The organism is Methylophilus sp. DW102 (assembly GCF_037076555.1).
Classification (GTDB): domain Bacteria; phylum Pseudomonadota; class Gammaproteobacteria; order Burkholderiales; family Methylophilaceae; genus Methylophilus; species Methylophilus glucosoxydans.
Window position 1 is genome coordinate 45,537 of sequence record NZ_AP029023.1, and the last position, 16,849, is coordinate 62,385.

The window sequence follows — 16,849 nt, forward strand, 5'->3', positions numbered from 1 at the left end:
TGGCCCTATGCCGCTATTTTTTCTTCTGTTGCGCCTGGTCTATTACTTTTGCGGCCCAATCACGGCCACCCAGACCAAAGGCGATGGCTAGCGCTAAAAACACCGCGCCAAACACAATCACAAATAATGAATGTATCAGCTGCATGCCGATGCCTAATTGCTCCAGTGCGATGAAAATCGCCAGGATCTGGATGCAATACTCGGCCGAGGTGCTGATCACTAGCGCCTGGTCAAATTTGATGCTGTGCAGCCAGGCAAACACCAGGCGATTGATAAAGCGGGCAAATAGCGTCCCAAAGATCACGACCAAAATCGCCACAATGATGTGTGGCAGATAGCTGGCTAGCTCTTTTAACAGGGCGGCCACTTCACTCAGGCCCAGCGAATTGGCACCGGTAATGACAAACAGCAGAATCACCAGCCAATACACCACCTGGCTGATAATGCCGCTCAGGCTCACTTTGTAATTAGCGCTACGCATAAAGGCTTCCAGGCCAGATTTTTGCGCAAAGGTATCAAAATGCGAGAGTTCCAGAATGCGCTTCACACCCAACCGGACCGCTTTGGCTACCAGCCAGCCAAAAAACAGGATCACCATGGCCGCCAGTAATTTGGGCACAAAATGTACGAGTTCGATCCAGAATTGATTGAGAGAAGAAAGAAAAATTTCGATTTGGTACTGCATGAGTAGTCCTCCTCTTTATGTTTAAAAGCATGACTTTTATCGCCACTTGAGGTGTTTGCCGAATGCTCAGCATAACTCAATCCGACTCCCTTGTGGCTCAAAGGTTCATCTCCGCTGCTTGCGCGGCTATCTGGACATGCCGTGTTAAAATGCGCAGCTTAATCCAGCTAACTTCATCACAGGTTATTCATTTTGAGCACACTGAACTCTCCCGCCAAGTTGGTCATTGCCTCCCGCGAAAGCGCACTTGCCATGTGGCAGGCCAAGCACATCCAGGCCAGATTACAAGCCTTGTATCCACAATGCGACGTCAGTATTTTGGGCATGACAACCATGGGCGATCAGATTCTGGATTCGCCGTTATCGAGAATTGGCGGTAAAGGCCTGTTTGTCAAAGAGCTTGAAAACGCGCTGGCAGATGGCCGTGCCGATTTGGCTGTGCACAGCATGAAAGATGTGCCCATGCACCTGCCAGAAGGCTTTACGCTGGTGGCAACCGGCGAGCGCGAGGATCCGCGCGATGCGTTTGTCTCCAATGATTATGCCAGTCTGGAAGACCTGCCTGCTGGCAGTGTGGTGGGCACCTCCAGTTTGCGCAGACAAAGCCAGTTACAGGCGCGTTTCCCCACGCTTAAGATTGAATCCTTGCGCGGTAACCTGCAAACCCGGTTACGCAAGCTGGACGAAGGCCAATATGCCGCGATTATTCTGGCGGCGGCTGGATTGATCCGTCTCGAATTGGGTCATCGCATCCGCCAGTTTATTTCTCCGCAAGAGAGCATTCCGGCAGTAGGTCAGGGTGCCTTGGGCATTGAGATCAATGCCGCGCGGACGGATTTGAAAACTATTCTGGCACCGCTTAATCACCCCGACACCGAGCTTTGCGTGCTGGCCGAGCGTGGCTTTAGCCGCGCATTGGCGGGGAGTTGCACGGTGCCGCTGGGCGCTTATGCCACCAAGCAAAATGACACCATCACCATGCAGGGATTTGTCGCCAGCGTGGATGGCCAGCAAATGCTGAAAGAGACCGTCACGGGACCCGCAGCAGACGCTGAAAAACTGGGTCAGCAACTGGCCCTGCAATTGGTGGCGCGCGGTGCCGACAAGATTTTGGCAACCTTGGACGGCGTGAAATGATCTTGCCTTTGGCCGGACGCTGGATTGCCGTCACGCGCCCCCCCGAGCAAGCGACCAAGCTAACGGCCGCCATCGAGGCCGCCGGCGGTGCGGTGATCTCGTTTCCGCTGCTGGATATTCAGGCATTGCCTGATCTCAGTGGCTTTGATCAAGCCATCACGCCCTTGGCCCAGTTTGACTGGGTCATTTTTATCAGCAGCAATGCCGTGCAACATGGCATGCCTTTAATGCAGCAGGCAGGCATCCCACCCAGCCTCAAGTTTGCCGCGATTGGCCCAACGACTGCAGCCAGTTTGCAGGCGTTTGGTATTCCGCAAGTACTGACCCCGCAAGACCGGTTTGATAGTGAGTCGCTGCTGGCATTAGAGGCCTTCCAGGCAATGTCAGCGCAACGCGTATTGATTGTGCGCGGGGTGGGCGGGCGTGAAGTGCTGGCCGAGACCTTGAAACAGCGCGGGGCGGAGGTCGTGTTTGGTGAATGTTACCGCCGCGTCAATCCGCAAAGCAGTGCACAAGTGCTGGCGCAGGCTTATGATGAAGGCAAATTGCAGGGTATCGTCGTGACTAGCAGTGAGGCTTTGCGCTTTTTGCTCGACTTGGCGCAGGATGCAGCCTGGCTGCAAGCCACGCCTTTGTTTGTTAACCATGCCCGTATTGCCGAGCAGGCAAGTGCGGCTGGTTTGACGGTTTACTGCAGTGGCGTTTCCGGGGATAGCGCCATGCTGAGTTTGTTGCAACGTCAGCTTTCGTAGTCGTCAAAGCAGCCTGCGTCTAAACGCCAGCAACCCCAAACCCAGCCACAGCATCGCCGCTCGATTTGCCTCTGGCACAGCCGAAACAGAAGCCGTGAGCGGGATGTTGATCAGGGGGGACGAAATTTGACTCGATGAGATTTGAATAGCGCCGCCTGGTTTGATCACGACTTGCCCTCCAACTGCAATCACGCCTGAGGGCGCACTTGTGTGTGTGGTTGGCATATTGAAGTGCACGGTGTCACCGGCATTGAATGACGGGTCAAAAGCTTGCCAATGAATGATGGGGGTTGTCGGGAAGAGACTGTTATTACCTGCATTGATCACAATTTGCACACCACCGCTGCCATCGTTTTGAACGGCGTTAATATTCACGTTATTTGCGATCTGGATGCCACCTTGGAATGTCGAAAACGAAATTTCTGGTGCCTTCAGATTAAGGTTTTCAAGCAGCAAATCCCCCTCTGCACGAATGAAGATGCTATCGTCAGAGTCTATCCAGCCGCCATTCAAGGTCAAGTTACCTGCACAGCTGAGCGAGGCGCCAGTGAGTGATGAAATCGACAACGCACCACTGCAGCTAGTGCTGGCAAGGTTGATCACTGCATTGGCATGCGCCGCTACAGGCAGTGCTGCCATCAATGAAAAAAGTGCGGCGTATCGTCCCATTTTTATTCCCTGAATTATTTATGTTTAAATGTTTTAACATAGTGTAACGGCCTCTGTTTTGCGGTGAATGATGATTTAATGAAACCCGGATTAGGGCTGGGACTAAATATTTTGCGGTCAGCGCTTGACAAAATAAACTAAATAACTAATTATTTAGTTATATGAAAACAGTCACTCACATTCCAGAAGCCTGGACAGACATCTCGGCCCTCTTTGAGGCGCTTGGGGATGCGCACAGGCAACGGATTTTGCTATCGTTTGAAAAAAACGAGCGGTTGACCATCCTGCAGATTGTGGAAAGCTCTCAATTAAGCCGCACAGCCGTCACCCACCATCTCAAGGTGCTGGAGCGTGGTGGCGCGTTACAGAGTGAAAAAATCGGACGCGAAGTCTTTTTCTGGGTCAATAAAGCGTTCATGCAACAAGCACTGGAAAATGTGCTGGACTATATAAAAAACGAAATATAAAAGGGTAGGAAGTGAATATGCTAGTCAGTTTATTAAGGGGTGTCTGTCGTTTATTGTTCAGGGTGCGTGTTACCGGCCTCGAAAATGTGCCAAACGAAGACCGGTTGTTGATTATTGCCAACCACGAATCTTTTCTGGACGGCCTGTTGCTTGGCCTGTTTCTGCCCAAGCGGGCCACTTTTGTTGTGCATACCGGGGTGTTAAAGCATTTCTTCTTCCGGCTATGGCTAAAGATGACACCGCATTTGTCGGTGGACCCCGCCAGCCCGCTGGCGATGAAAAAAGTCATTCAGCGGCTGAATGCCGGTGAAAATGTGGTGATTTTTCCTGAAGGCCGCATCACTCTGACGGGGGCCTTGATGAAGGTGTATGACGGCCCTGGTTTTGTCGCGGCAAAAACCGGCGTCAAGATTTTGCCCGTGAGGGTAGAGGGGGCGGCGCAGTCTTATTTTGGCCGCTTGTCAGATGCGCATCCACGCAAGCTGTTGCCTAAAGTCACCTTGACCATTTTACCGCCCACCCAGATTCAGATTGAGCCGCATGGGCATCATGCGCCGTTGACGGCCAAGCAGCGCCGCCGCATTGCTGGTGAAGCCATGCGCAATATCATGCAGCACATGCTGTTCAAGACGCAGCGCAGCACCACGCTGTTTGAAGCCATGCTGGATGCCATGGATAAATATGGTGCCAAAACGCGCATCATCGAAGACATGAACCAGGTCGAAGAGACGTATCAGGAAGTGCTCAAACGCAGCCTGGCGCTGGGCCGCATTGCCACCAAAGTCAGTCAGCGGGATGAGGCGGTTGGCGTGTTGATGCCGAATATCACCAATACGCTGGCTTTGCTATTAGGGATGACCGCGTTTAGACGTGTCCCGGCCATGCTCAATTACACCGCAGGGGCAGAGGGCATGCGTAACGCTTGTATTGCCGCCAATGTCCGCACCATTATCAGTTCGCGCAAGTTTATTGAAGCCGCCAAACTTGAAGACACCATCGCTAAAATGCGTGATCTGAATATTGTGTATCTTGAAGACTTGCGTGCCCAGTTTGGCATGCTGGATCGCGCCTGGCTCATGGGCTATGCCTTGCATTATCCGCGTGCCGCCATGGAGCCCGCGACAGAAAACGACACCGCAGTCATCCTGTTTACTTCCGGCTCCGAGGGCAAGCCCAAAGGCGTGGTGCATAACCATAAAAGTATTGTGGCGAATACGCACCAGATTCTGGCCATGCTGGATTTCAATCCTACTGATAAATTCATGATGGCATTGCCACTGTTTCATGCCTTTGGCTTTACCGGCACCTTGTTGCCTTTCCTGAATGGCATCCCGATTTTGCTGTTCCCGTCGCCGTTGCAATATAAATTGATCCCGGAAGTCATTTATGACAAGGGCTGCACCGTGTTTTTCTCTACCAGCACCTTTCTGGGCAATTATGCGAAGTTTGCGCACCCCTATGATTTTTACAAGTTGCGCGTGGTGTTTGCCGGGGCTGAAAAACTCAATGAAGAAGTGCGCAAAATCTATCACGAAAAATTTGGCATCCGCATCCTCGAAGGTTATGGCACGACCGAATGTGCCCCAGTACTCGCGGCCAATACGCCGATGGCGAATCGCCATGGCACGGTAGGCCAGTTTTTCCCGGGGATCGAATACCGTTTGGAGCCGGTGCCAGGCATCGACAAAGGCGGCTTGCTCTATGTCAAGGGCGACAACATCATGCAGGGCTACTATCTGTATGACCAGCCTGGCGTCCTGGTTTCGCCCAAGGATGGCTGGTATGAAACCGGCGATGTGGTAGAGGTCGATACCGAGGGGTTTATCCACATCAAGGGCCGGGTGAAACGCTTTGCCAAAGTGGCCGGTGAAATGGTCTCGCTCGAAGTCGTCGAGAAAATCGCCCATACCGCCGCACCCGAGCATCAGCATGCCGCGACGACGGTCGCCGATGCCAGCCGTGGCGAGAATATCGTACTGTTCACCACCGATGCCAGACTCAAGCGTGAGGATTTGCAGATTGTGGCCAAAAACCTTGGCTCCCCAGAAATCGCCATTGCCCGTAAGTTGGTGGTGGTGGAGCAGATTCCGGTATTGGGTACGGGTAAAACTGACTACGTCACCCTCAAACAAATGGCGGAAAAAGCGGCATGAAGAGTCCTTTCCAATTACTAAGCCAACAGCGGTTTGGCCCTTTTTTCTGGACGCAGGGTCTGGGGGCGTTTAATGACAATGTGTTTAAAACCGCATTGATTACGCAGGTGGCGTTTAATACCGCCAGCCTGACCACCCTGGATGGCAAGATGCTGGCGACTTTGTTGCCCGGCCTGTTTATTCTGCCGTTTTTCCTGTTTTCGGCGTCGGCTGGGCAATTGGCGGATAAATACGAAAAGTCGCAGTTGATCCGCTGGGTAAAACTATTGGAGATCGGCATCATGCTGTTTGCAGGCATCGGTTTTTTAAGCCGCAGCCTGGTCATGTTGGCACTGGCCCTGTTTTTAATGGGGGTACATTCAACTTTGTTTGGTCCGGTGAAATACTCCTACCTGCCACAACATTTGCAAGTGAACGAGTTGACCGCGGGTAATGGCCTGGTCGAGATGGGCAGTTTTGTCGCCATTTTGCTGGGGCAGGTATTGGGGGCGTGGTTAGGCAGTTTGGAGCAACATGCCTTGTTCACCAGCTTGAGTGTGCTGTTGATTGCGATTTCCGGCTATCACTTGAGCCGCAGCATTCCGCTTTCTCTGCCGCCTGTGCCCGAGATCCAGGTGAACTGGAACCCCGTGACCGAGACCATCAAGAACGTACGGACCTTTTGGGCGCAGCAAACGTTGTGGGTCGCGATTGTTGCGATCTCCTGGTTCTGGTTTTTTGGCGCGACCTTGCTGGCGCAATTTCCCAACCTGGCCAAGCATGTATTGCAGGGCACGGAGCGTGACTTTATCAGTCTGTTATCGATCTTTTCGGTGGGGGTAGGCATTGGTTCTGTCTGGTGTGAAAAGCTCTCCAAAGGCAAACAGGAGCTAGGCTTGGTCATGCTGGGGGCGGCTGGCATGTCTGTGTTTGGCTGGGATTTTGCCCATGTGACTGGTGATATCCAGCAACAGTTATTGGCACATCCGGGCCTGACTTTGCATCGCTTGCCTGGCTGGAGCGATGACCGCATGTTGCTGGATGTGGCCTTGCTCGGCATTTGTGGCGGCTTGTATATTGTGCCCTTGTACGTGTTACTACAAAGTCGCGCGCAACCGGGCTATCAATCCCGTGTGATTGCGTCTAACAACATCATGAATGCACTGTTTATGGTGCTCTCTGCCGGATTCTCGGTCATGCTGTTTGGTATGGGCGTCAGCATCCCGCAGTTGTTTGGTATCACGGCCATGCTCAATGTGCTGGTGGCAATTTATTTGTGCTGGCGCCAGCCGGAATACTGGGTCAGTGTGTGCAATTACTTGCGTGTTTGGGGGCGATAGCATGCGGCGTATGGTTGGGGTCGGATTTGGATTCGGCATCGGCCTGATGTCGTCGTTTGTTCATGCGGAGTCCGAAGTGGATAAATTAGGCCCCTATTCCAGCACGCAATTTCAAACGATGCAGGGGGCTTGCCAGCACTGCCAGACGTTGCCGCAAACCTTATGGTATTTCCGCCATGAGACGTTTTCTGTCCCGGCAGATGGCGAGCCAGTAACGCGCATCGACACCCAGATGCGTGGAGTCGAGGATAGTGCGGCACTCAATCCTGTGGCTTTACCGTCACTGGTCTGGACCGGTGCAACTCAACGCTGGTCAGAAATGACGCTAACCGCTGCAGGCAGTTCGGTCTCAACCGCAACAGGAGAGCGCTTCCATTTTAAATTGGTGCCCAAACTTGCCAGTAACCGATCTTACTGGAGTGCGGATACGAGTGCTTATTTAAGCCAGTCCAAACTGTTGATACGCGGTGAGTTAGAGGGCGAGACGTTGACGGCGCGCACCGTATGGCCAGATGCGTTTAAGCTTGATTTAACCGCTGACCCGCAACCGTTGCAAAAGAATGAAACCTTGCAGTCCCTTGTACAGTTTGCCAACGGGGGTGCCCGCAGCCCTTATCAAAGCCGGCTGTTATGGGAGAAGTCGCCAGGCCTGGCGCAACAGTCGTCAGGCAAAACCGCCGTCGGTATTTTGCTCAATGGTGCCCAGGGCGATGATGATGAGGCCCATGGCGGTCACTTTGCTCTGGCTACCGGGATCGTGGGTGCGCAAGGCGAATATGCAAACTGGCTGGTTAATAACTACTATAACCTGGCCATCAATAGTGAAAAAGGCGTCATTGCCGGGGTCACGCCTTTCGATAAATACATGGGCGATCTCAATAGTGGGCAAGCATTTTACCGGCCATCCTACATGCTGGTCGCGGTGTTCAGCCAGCCGACGATTCCCCTGCAAGTCCAGGCATTGAATAACCGGGTCATGCAGCATTTTTACCACAATGACTTTGTCTATGATCACGCCAGGGATAACTGTGCTGGCATCAGCATAGATACTTTACGCCAACTGGGCTGGCAAGTGCCCCGGCGTGGAGTCGAGAGCCTGCTCAAGGCCAGTGCCGCTTACTGGTATGTGGCTGCCACGCAGCAGAGTCTGCAAAAAGGCCGTGCCATTTATGATTACCTGAATACTGAAATGACTCGGCTGTTTCCTGCGGTAGCATTTGACGCCATCGGGCATGACCTGCTCAATATGGCTCAAACTGGTGACCGGTCCACATTAACTTCACCGCGTATGGCGCCTCTGGCCGATCAGCTTGAAGCGATTTACTTTGTACGTATTCCGCAAATTCCATCCAGCCGTGAGTTTGGTCTCGCGCCTGTATATAGCTTTGCCCAGTATCTGCAACAAGCGCCAGCGGATCGCAGCCAATGGAAAGTGATTCCAGTGACGCCAAACCGGTTGCCGGCATCTTTAAAAGAGGGGCTTGCGCGTCAGCCGCAAGCTGTGAGTCTAATTCCATTGCCTGCAATCCTATGTTTGCTTAGTGTGATCGGGGTCTTGGTGCTGTTGGGCATGCAGATGGTGAGATGGCTAAAACACAGAAAACGTTAAGGCATCAAAGGGCAGATGACCTGGCTAATGTGTGTATAGGCCATGGGCCTGGCTGGCGAACTTGAATTCCCGGCTGAGCGGAGGCGAGGTTTCAGGATCAGCGTACTCAAACACACATGGCTGTTTGCAACTTTTAACGCCTCTGTTGTCACACTTATCATTAAAACAAGACATTCAGAGGAGTGTGACATGCAAGTTGCGATGAACCGCAAGCTGATATTAACCGCCATCATTTGTTTATTGCTGTATCAGGTAGGGACCTGGATTACGATCGTTGCCGGGGCTATCTGGGGTGCCGGGGCTGCCATTATTGTGGCGCTGGTCACATTTTTTTGCGCGCGTTTGGCCAAGCGTGGTGCAAGCAGCACGGTCTGGTTTCTGATTCCCACGCTGTTATTCACGGTCGTACCTTTGTTGGCTAAAGGCTGGAGCCTGTTCACCAGCCAGACCGGCATGGTGGATATGCTGGTGGATTTAGTGCCTTTGCTGGTGGGGTTTGTGATCCCGGTCGCTTTGCTGTCCATGGTCTACCTCGATTTACGTAAAAAATCCTTTTAATCGCACATCTGCAGGCGGATGCTTGCCGGTAGGGCCATAAACGAGATAACCCGTTATAATTCCAAGCTTGATTCAAACAGATTAAGCCCTTATGCAACCTATCTATTTCGGCACGCCACGCCCGTCCTCAAAACTGTGGAGATTTGCCCACTGGTTTGGCCCTTATGCACCGCTGATTGTCATGTTTATCAGTGGACTGGTCTTGCTTTCTCTCACGCGCCTGGGGCTGGTGATCTGGAAGTGGGAGCGCGTACAGGCGACCGGCGAACTTTGCCAGATCTTGCTGCAGGGCGTACGTGTGGATGTCATTCAGCTTGGTTTGCTGGCCTTGATCCCGGTGTTAGTGTCACCGGTGCTGGCGACCCGCGGCCTGTTCAAGGTTTGGCGCCGATTCACCTTTTGGTGGGTGTTGCTCTCATTGGTGCTGTTGGTGTTTTTAGAAGCGGCCACGCCAGGATTTATTCTTGAGTATGATGTTCGCCCCAACCGCATCTTTGTCGAATATCTCAAGTATCCGCATGAGGTATTTGGCATGCTGTGGCAAGGCTTTAAAGTCGAGCTGTTTTTTGGCTTGGCAATGAGTTTGGTAGCGGTTGCACTGGTTGCGCGTTTGTTAAAACCCTGGCGTCAAGCCGAGCCTAGATGGAATAATCTGGCGGTATGGCTGGTCTGGCCATTGTTGCTGGTGTTGACGATTTTCGGCATCCGCTCTAGCTTGGGCCACCGCCCGGCCAATCCGGCCTTGTTTGCCATTACCCAGGACAGCATGGTCAACAGCCTGATTTTGAACTCAAGCTATTCGGTATTTTATGCCGCCTACAGTTTGCAGCATGAGGCAAAATCCAGTACCATTTACGGCAAACTGCCGCGCGAAAAAATCTTTGCCTTAACCGGTGCGCAAGATACCGATATCCCGACCCTGACCACGCTGACACCTAGTGTGAAGCGAGACAAACCATTGAACCTGGTGATTTTGCTGCAAGAGAGTCTGGGCGCAGGCTTTGTCGAGTCTCTGGGCGGCAAGCCGGTCACGCCAAATCTGGAAAAGCTCAAAGCTGAGGGCATCTGGTTTACGCATCTATATGCGACCGGGACGCGCTCGGTGCGCGGGATTGAGGCGGTCGTTACCGGTTTTCAGCCGACGCCGTCAGACAGTACCGTCAAGCTGGACTTGAGCCAGAAGAACTTTTTCACGCTGGCTTCGCTATTGTCCAAACGTGGTTACCTGACCGAGTTTATTTACGGGGGGGAATCCCATTTTGACAATATGCGCAGTTTTTTCATGGGCAATGGTTTTCAGCAGATCACGGACCAACCGGATTTCATCAATCCGGTGTTTGTTGCCAGCTGGGGGGCTTCAGACGAAGATTTGCTCAACAAAACGCATGAGCAGCTGATGGCACACCACGCCAGCGGCAAGCCGTTTTTTACACTTGCGTTCAGCTCGTCTAACCACGCACCCTTTGAGTTCCCGGATGGGCGTATCAAGCTGTATGAGCAGCCCAAGGCGACTGACAACAATGCAGTGAAATATGCTGACTATGCGATCGGCGAGTTCTTTAAAAAGGCCAAAGCCAGCCCTTATTGGAACGATACCGTGTTTTTGATTGTGGCCGACCATGACATTCGCGTGCGTGGCGATTCGCTGGTGCCGATCGAACACTTTCATATCCCGGCATTGATTCTGGGCGGGGCGGTGCAGCCCAAAACGGTTGAAGCAATTGCCAGCCAGATTGACCTGCCGGTGACCGTGCTGTCACTGATGGGCATAGACGCCAAGCATCCGATGACCGGGCATGATTTGTCCAATGTGAGCGCCGACTATCGTGGTCGCGCCATGATGCAGTACAACTATAACTTTGGCTGGATGCAGCAAACTGGCCCAACGGTCGCAGATAACGAAGTGGTGGTATTGCGCGAGGGCAAGGCGCCTGCCTTTGGTCACTACAATCCACTCAGCAAGCAGTTGCAGAATACCGCACCGCCAGCCGATGCCGCGGCATTGGCTGAACGCGCCCTGGCTAACAGCCTGTTGCCTGCCTTGTTGTATCAAGAGCAGCGTTATCGCTTGCCAGAGTAAGGGCTGACTTTGAAAAAACAACCCTCCATGCTGACCCGCCAGGTTATTCTTGATGGCTTGAAATATCTGGCCACAGGCGGTTTCTGGCTCAAACACAGCCACTTGCCAAAACTCGACCATGCCATCCCTGACGACTTTATCGGGATCTGTGTCGCGAGTAATCAGGATCCTGCCACTGATGATTACGTCTTGACGCAATTGCAGATGCTGGGTGTGACCAGGGTGCGGCTGGATATCAGCGATGATGATGCACGCCCCCATCAAGAGCGTTTTTTGCGCCGTTTGTTAGCGGCTGGCCTCTCGGTGACCTTGCATGTGGTGCAGCCATTTACCGCGGCCAGAAATATGCGTGACGCCAGTGTGCAGCAAGCGTGGGCAACTTTTGTGAATGAGCTATTGCAAGCGTACGCGGGCAGCGTCGCGGCGCTGGAGATTGGTAACACGGTCAACCGCAAAAAATGGGCGGGCTATGACATGCCTGGCTTTATGTTGGCCTGGCAGCTGGCTTACGATCTGGCCAGACAATATCAGGTGCGAGTGGTGGGCCCGAATGTGCAGGATTTTGAGCCGCTGTATAACGTCAGTCTGCTGAAAACGCTGGCTCAGACCCGGCGCTTGCCCGATGTGCACAGCAACAACCTGTTTGTGGAACGCGTGATTGAGCCCGAGCTGTCCGATGAGCGCATTTTCAAATATCAGTGGACTCGACACCTCAAGTTTAACCTGATCAAAAAAGCCCGTTTGTTGCAAAAAGTGGGGGAAGATTTTGGTGTGCCTGCACTGGTGTCGCCGGTGGCCTTCTGGGCGATTTACCGCATCAAACGCCACTTGCCGGATGGCGCGCAAAAACAGGCCGATTACGTGGCACGCTACTTTACTTTGTTGGCCGCCTCTGGCGCTTTGCAGCACGCAAACTGGGGCGCCCTCATTTGTCACCGTGAAGGCTTGATTGATGATGGCCTCAAGGATGCAGAGTATCCGGCACTGGAGCGCGTCGCCTATTACAAATCGGCCGATGGCCAGCGCGAACACTATCTGCACAGACCCAGTTTTGCGGCATTTAAAACGGCATGCGACTGGCTGAACGGGGCGCACTATATTGCGCCTGTGAGTACCGGCCATGGACTCGAAATCCACGAATTACAGCAGCATAGGAAAACCGTGCATATCGCCTGGACCGTCAACGGTCAATGTGCAGTGCTCGACCAAGTCTATTCCCCGCATTGTTTGCAGCTCGCGCAAATTTTTGACCGTGACGGCCAACCGGTACCAGACCGGCAATTAGTGACCGAGTCACCGCTGTATCTGGTGTGGCCAGAGCCGGACCAGATGTTACTACGCACGGCGCAACCTGCCTTGAGTGGCACGGTGATTCATGCGCATATAGGCGGCAAGCAGTATTTTCCGGTACATGAAGGCGATTGGCGCGGCTTGATTCTTGCCAAGGATGCCGAAGAAGCCAGACAATTATGGCAGGCTTGGCATCCGGAAACGCTGACTCCGCCTGCCAAACAGCAGGCGTTGCGCCATGCCAGAAATGCGATTTGGTCCTTGCCTGATCCGAGAACTCCCGGTCAGCAAGTGACTGTGAAAAAACCGGTGCGCATGTATTGGCATAAAACGCTACTGGACAGATTTAAACCCAGCAAAGCCAAGCGCAGCTGGAACGGGGCGATGGAATTGTTGCGGCGAGGCGTGGGTACTGCCATGCCTGTCGCATTCATCGAGCATACGCATGACACCACGTTGCGCCGCAATTTTTATATCTGTGATTTTGTGCCGCATCAGTTTGCCATTTCCAAGGCGTTTTTGGCTTTTCGCGAGGGCGCGACCGAATACGAGGGCCTGACTGCCGAGCATTTGTATCAGGCCTTTGCCCGGTTTTGCCTGCATATGCACCATTCGGGGATTTATTTCCGCGACTTTTCCGGGGGTAATATTCTGGTGCAGCGTGAAGGGGATCAGTTACAGTTTGTGCTGATAGACACCGCCCGCTTGCATGCGACGCCGAGAGCGACGCCGATGTCAAATCGTCTGGCCGACTTGACGCGCGCCTTGAACAAACTGCATTGGGAAGGCCGCAAGCAGTTTTTGCAAATATATCTCGGCATGAGCGGTCGCCGCCTGAGCTGGCAGTTTTTATGGCCGTTTTACGTCTATGACTTCAAGGTGAGCCTCAAGCGCACCATCGGCCGCAAAGGCATCAGCAAATTGTTGCGCCAGATCAAGTCGCGGGCGGATTAAGGGGTATATCAGGCGATACTCATGAAAATCATGAACGCATGTTGCGCAGTTTAATCACGACAATCTTTTAGCCTAGTTTTAATATGGTCACACGTTGATAGCAACTGCTAAGACGAATTTAGGATAAAGGAGAAATGACTATGTGGACTAAACCAGCTGCTACCGAAATGCGTTTCGGCTTTGAAGTAACTATGTACGTTATGAACAAATAATTTGTTCCTGATGGCATGAACGGGCGCTTTAGCGCCCGTTTTCATTTCCGGCTACTCTGTTATCTTGATAAAAGATGCCGCACAAAACTTTTCTGGTCAAGCCTGCTCAAATGCCAGAATCATTTGAGAGAATTCACTATGCTTGGCCTTACGAAATGCCTGACTCAAATCAGCTCCGCCCTGGTGTTATGGATGGTCCATGCCACCGTCATTGCCTGTCTGGATGAGCAGTCTTTAAAAAGTCTGGCAGACAAGGAAATGCAATACATGCTGCAGCGTATCCCACCTGCATTTGCGGATGCAGTGGCTGATCAGCAGGTCAGTGGCAGCATGTCCGTCACCACGACGCAACCTTGTCAGATCCACTGGCAGTTGCAACTGCCAGCGGCAGACCTCGCCGAAGCACACGCCTTGTTGCAAGCCGATCCGGCCAAGCAAATCATGTTGGCTGCACAAGGCTATCAAGTGCCTGAGACGACAGACAATCAGGCTGATTTTAGTCTAGATGCGGCCAGCTTGCAGCCGCTGCATCGCGATACCTTGCAGACTGCGCCACTGGGTAAATTGCGCGCCAGCGTGGAACTCATGTATGCGATGTTGACCCAGGCCAGGGCCGATGCAGTATCCACGCCCAAGCCCTGGACGGGTGCGGATCAGCAGGCACTGAAGCAGACTTGCCAGCAGCGCTACCATGCCGACGATATGACGCAGGCCTGCGACTGCTATGCACTCGGTCTTGCGCAAAAGTATAGTTACCGGCAAGTGCGTTACAACCACTATCTTTTGACCAATCCATATGCTTTTGCGACCGGCAATGGTGCGGCTTACAAGCAACTGGACAAAGCCTTGCAGGCGACTTGCGGTCTGCAGACGCTCAAATAATGACTTGTGGGTTCACTTAGTAATTTAACTGGCCTGAGAAGTACCAACCGGTCTGGTCGTCCTTGTTGGCGATTCTGCCCAAATCAATATAGGCGCCAGTGATAGACACGTTGCGGTGCGGAAACCAGGTCATGAAAATATCGTGCGCACTGTTTTCTTTGTATACCGACAGGTTATTTGGTTTTCCGCGATATTCAGTGCCGATGAGCCAGTTATCCGAAAGCATGATCGCTGCCGAGGCGGCTGGCAGGATACGATAGCGGTCATGCCGGTCACCGCCAAATCCCAAGAGGCCAAACTGGTTGGCTTTACTGGCATGCAGATTGGCATTGATGAGCAAGTTGTAGCCATTAATCGCACCCAAAAATAACTTGCTGGTGGCCACATAATAATCAATGCCATCGCGATCTTTGGCGCCCAGCGCCTTGGGCACAAAGTGGTAGTCCTCGTTATATTTGTATTGGGCCCCCACCGAGATTTGTGGCAGCCAGCTGTCCTGTTCATAGACGGCGTCGCCTATCAGGCGTAATTTTATGCCTAATGTGTTCAGACGGACTTCCTCGCCAGGCACCGTATCGCTCAAGCCGAACCGCGCCTGGCTGGCACTGAGTTCGATGCGATTGAAAGCACCAATCGCGATCCCAGAGGTATTTAATTTAAAGTCGCCCTTGGTTTGTGCATGCGTATAAAACGCCGAGCCGCCAATTTGTTTGTCTGTGCCATAACCGCTAATCACAGCCCAAGGCATCAAGCCACCGCCTGCCGCCCCCTCAATCTGGGTGACGCCACCGGTCGCTAACAGGCGATCGCCTGCGTTGGCTACGATAGGCAAGGTCATTGCTGTTGCCACTGCAATGCAGCCGATCAGAAGGGGAGAAGAATGCATGGTAACGCTTTCAAAATTTGATCGAATAGCATCATTATCTCGTTTTCGCGATAAGAATCATTGCGAAAATAGCGATTGATTTGATTGGCTTTTTCATCGTTTCAAACTTTTTAAGCTCACGTAATATGCTGATAGTGTGGCAATTTAACGGAGGAAGAAATGCGAAGGTTGATCTGGATTGGCTTGTTGCTGTGCATGGCGGGGTGTACCGCCCAGCCCAAGCCTGATGCAAGCTTGTTCAGCCGTATCGGTGGCCTGCCGATGCTGAGCCGCTTGTCGAATCAAACTTTGGATATTGTCAGCAAGGATCCACGTGCAGCCCGCTCATTTGAAGGGGTGAAAATGGTCACGCTTAAACAGAGTCTGACCAATTTTTTATGTGTTAAAACTGGCGGGCAATGTGAGTATGAGGGCGAGACCATGAAAAATGCGCATGCCGATGCCCATATCACCATGGCAGAATTCGAAATTATGGTTGAGGTATTGCGGGAGCGCATGGATATCAATGGCGTAGGCACCAAAGAAAAGAATGAGCTGTTGAAGATACTGGCGCCCATGAAGCGGGACGTGGTCAGTGATTAAGCTTGCAAAGGATAAGAAGATGCGTTTTTTGAGCAGGCCGCTGCTTGGCGCAGGACTCTGGTTACTCTGTCTGGGGCTGTCTGCGCACGCCGCGGAAGTGACGCTCACTGTGACGGATGCTGCGGGCCGGCTGGTCACCGATGCGGTCGTCGCGTTTTATGACAAGAAAACCCCGGCAATCAGTCCAGCCCCTGGCAAGATCGTGCAAAAAAACAAAATGTTTAACCCCAAGGTAACCGTAATCCAGACCGGTACCAAGGTGAATTTTCCGAATGAAGATACGGTGAGGCACCATGTCTACTCATTTTCACCTGCCAAAAAATTCGAGCTGAAGTTGTATTCCGGCGTGCCAACGGACCCCGTGTTGTTTGATCAGGCGGGATTGGTGACATTAGGATGCAACATTCATGATTCTATGGTAGGGTATATTTATGTCGTCGATACCCCGTTTTTTGTCAAAACGGACGACCAAGGCAAGGCCATGATCAAGCTCAGTGATGGTCAATACAGTTATCAAGCCTGGCTACCAGGACAAAATAAACCTGGCACAGAACAAAAGGTAAATATTGAAGGGGCCGCAACCGAGCTGAAAATTGCGCTTCCCTAACATTCTC

At 52.5% G+C, this 16,849-nt stretch carries 16 protein-coding genes; 13 read left to right on the forward strand and 3 right to left on the reverse strand.

The window, feature by feature from the left end; translation table 11 throughout:
* Window positions 1–13: 13 nt before the first annotated feature.
* On the reverse strand, window positions 14–685 hold the full coding sequence (locus AACH41_RS00210; protein WP_194749073.1) for a hypothetical protein: 672 nt from the start codon (window positions 683–685) through the stop codon (window positions 14–16).
* A gap of 201 nt (window positions 686–886) precedes the next feature.
* Here AACH41_RS00210 and hemC point away from each other — a divergent pair, with 201 nt between their 5' ends.
* Window positions 887–1,822: a hydroxymethylbilane synthase gene (gene hemC / locus AACH41_RS00215; protein ID WP_338657614.1), complete on the forward strand. Its 936-nt coding sequence runs from the start codon at window positions 887–889 to the stop codon at window positions 1,820–1,822.
* Entirely contained in the window at window positions 1,819–2,574 is a 756-nt protein-coding gene (locus tag AACH41_RS00220) for a uroporphyrinogen-III synthase (protein WP_338655959.1), read from the forward strand. Before hemC ends, AACH41_RS00220 begins: the two co-directional genes overlap by 4 nt.
* A gap of 3 nt (window positions 2,575–2,577) precedes the next feature.
* On the opposite strand, the gene AACH41_RS00225 is transcribed toward AACH41_RS00220, so the two are convergent.
* A complete protein-coding gene (locus AACH41_RS00225) occupies window positions 2,578–3,243 on the reverse strand; it encodes a hypothetical protein (protein ID WP_338655961.1) in 666 nt (221 codons plus the stop codon).
* Between the two features lie 161 nt (window positions 3,244–3,404).
* Between AACH41_RS00225 and AACH41_RS00230 the strand changes: the two genes are divergently transcribed.
* The 9 genes from AACH41_RS00230 (at window position 3,405) to AACH41_RS00270 (ending at window position 14,767) form a co-directional block, all read left to right on the forward strand.
* On the forward strand, window positions 3,405–3,710 hold the full coding sequence (locus tag AACH41_RS00230) for a winged helix-turn-helix domain-containing protein (RefSeq protein ID WP_194749070.1): 306 nt from the start codon (window positions 3,405–3,407) through the stop codon (window positions 3,708–3,710).
* A gap of 17 nt (window positions 3,711–3,727) precedes the next feature.
* Complete coding sequence (aas, locus tag AACH41_RS00235; protein WP_338655964.1) at window positions 3,728–5,863, forward strand: bifunctional acyl-ACP--phospholipid O-acyltransferase/long-chain-fatty-acid--ACP ligase; 2,136 nt, start codon at window positions 3,728–3,730, stop codon at window positions 5,861–5,863.
* Complete coding sequence (locus AACH41_RS00240) at window positions 5,860–7,182, forward strand: MFS transporter (RefSeq protein WP_338655966.1); 1,323 nt, start codon at window positions 5,860–5,862, stop codon at window positions 7,180–7,182. Before aas ends, AACH41_RS00240 begins: the two co-directional genes overlap by 4 nt.
* Before the next feature lies 1 nt (window position 7,183).
* Window positions 7,184–8,791 carry a hypothetical protein gene (locus tag AACH41_RS00245; protein WP_338655967.1) on the forward strand — a complete coding sequence of 536 codons (1,608 nt, stop codon included), beginning with the start codon at window positions 7,184–7,186 and terminating at the stop codon, window positions 8,789–8,791.
* A gap of 189 nt (window positions 8,792–8,980) precedes the next feature.
* Window positions 8,981–9,349 carry a hypothetical protein gene (locus AACH41_RS00250; RefSeq protein WP_194749066.1) on the forward strand — a complete coding sequence of 123 codons (369 nt, stop codon included), beginning with the start codon at window positions 8,981–8,983 and terminating at the stop codon, window positions 9,347–9,349.
* A 91-nt stretch (window positions 9,350–9,440) separates the two neighbouring features.
* Window positions 9,441–11,429, forward strand: a complete 1,989-nt coding sequence (locus AACH41_RS00255) for an LTA synthase family protein (protein WP_338655968.1) — start codon at window positions 9,441–9,443, stop codon at window positions 11,427–11,429.
* A 9-nt stretch (window positions 11,430–11,438) separates the two neighbouring features.
* Entirely contained in the window at window positions 11,439–13,673 is a 2,235-nt protein-coding gene (locus AACH41_RS00260; protein WP_338655969.1) for a lipopolysaccharide kinase InaA family protein, read from the forward strand.
* A gap of 140 nt (window positions 13,674–13,813) precedes the next feature.
* Window positions 13,814–13,885, forward strand: coding sequence for a pyrroloquinoline quinone precursor peptide PqqA (gene pqqA, locus AACH41_RS00265; protein WP_081624291.1), 72 nt, complete (start codon window positions 13,814–13,816; stop codon window positions 13,883–13,885).
* Window positions 13,886–14,077: 192 nt separating this feature from the next.
* The gene (locus AACH41_RS00270) at window positions 14,078–14,767 is read left to right on the forward strand and encodes a hypothetical protein (RefSeq protein ID WP_338655971.1); all 690 of its coding nucleotides are present in this window, start codon (window positions 14,078–14,080) and stop codon (window positions 14,765–14,767) included.
* A 16-nt stretch (window positions 14,768–14,783) separates the two neighbouring features.
* On the opposite strand, the gene AACH41_RS00275 is transcribed toward AACH41_RS00270, so the two are convergent.
* Complete coding sequence (locus AACH41_RS00275) at window positions 14,784–15,653, reverse strand: DUF3034 family protein (RefSeq protein ID WP_338655973.1); 870 nt, start codon at window positions 15,651–15,653, stop codon at window positions 14,784–14,786.
* A gap of 159 nt (window positions 15,654–15,812) precedes the next feature.
* Here AACH41_RS00275 and AACH41_RS00280 point away from each other — a divergent pair, with 159 nt between their 5' ends.
* Together AACH41_RS00280 and AACH41_RS00285 are read left to right on the forward strand one after the other, a co-directional pair.
* Window positions 15,813–16,235 carry a group 1 truncated hemoglobin gene (locus tag AACH41_RS00280; protein WP_338655975.1) on the forward strand — a complete coding sequence of 141 codons (423 nt, stop codon included), beginning with the start codon at window positions 15,813–15,815 and terminating at the stop codon, window positions 16,233–16,235.
* Window positions 16,236–16,254: 19 nt separating this feature from the next.
* Window positions 16,255–16,842 (forward strand): methylamine utilization protein, encoded by a 588-nt coding sequence (locus AACH41_RS00285; protein ID WP_338655977.1) that lies wholly within the window; start codon window positions 16,255–16,257, stop codon window positions 16,840–16,842.
* Window positions 16,843–16,849: the final 7 nt, after the last annotated feature.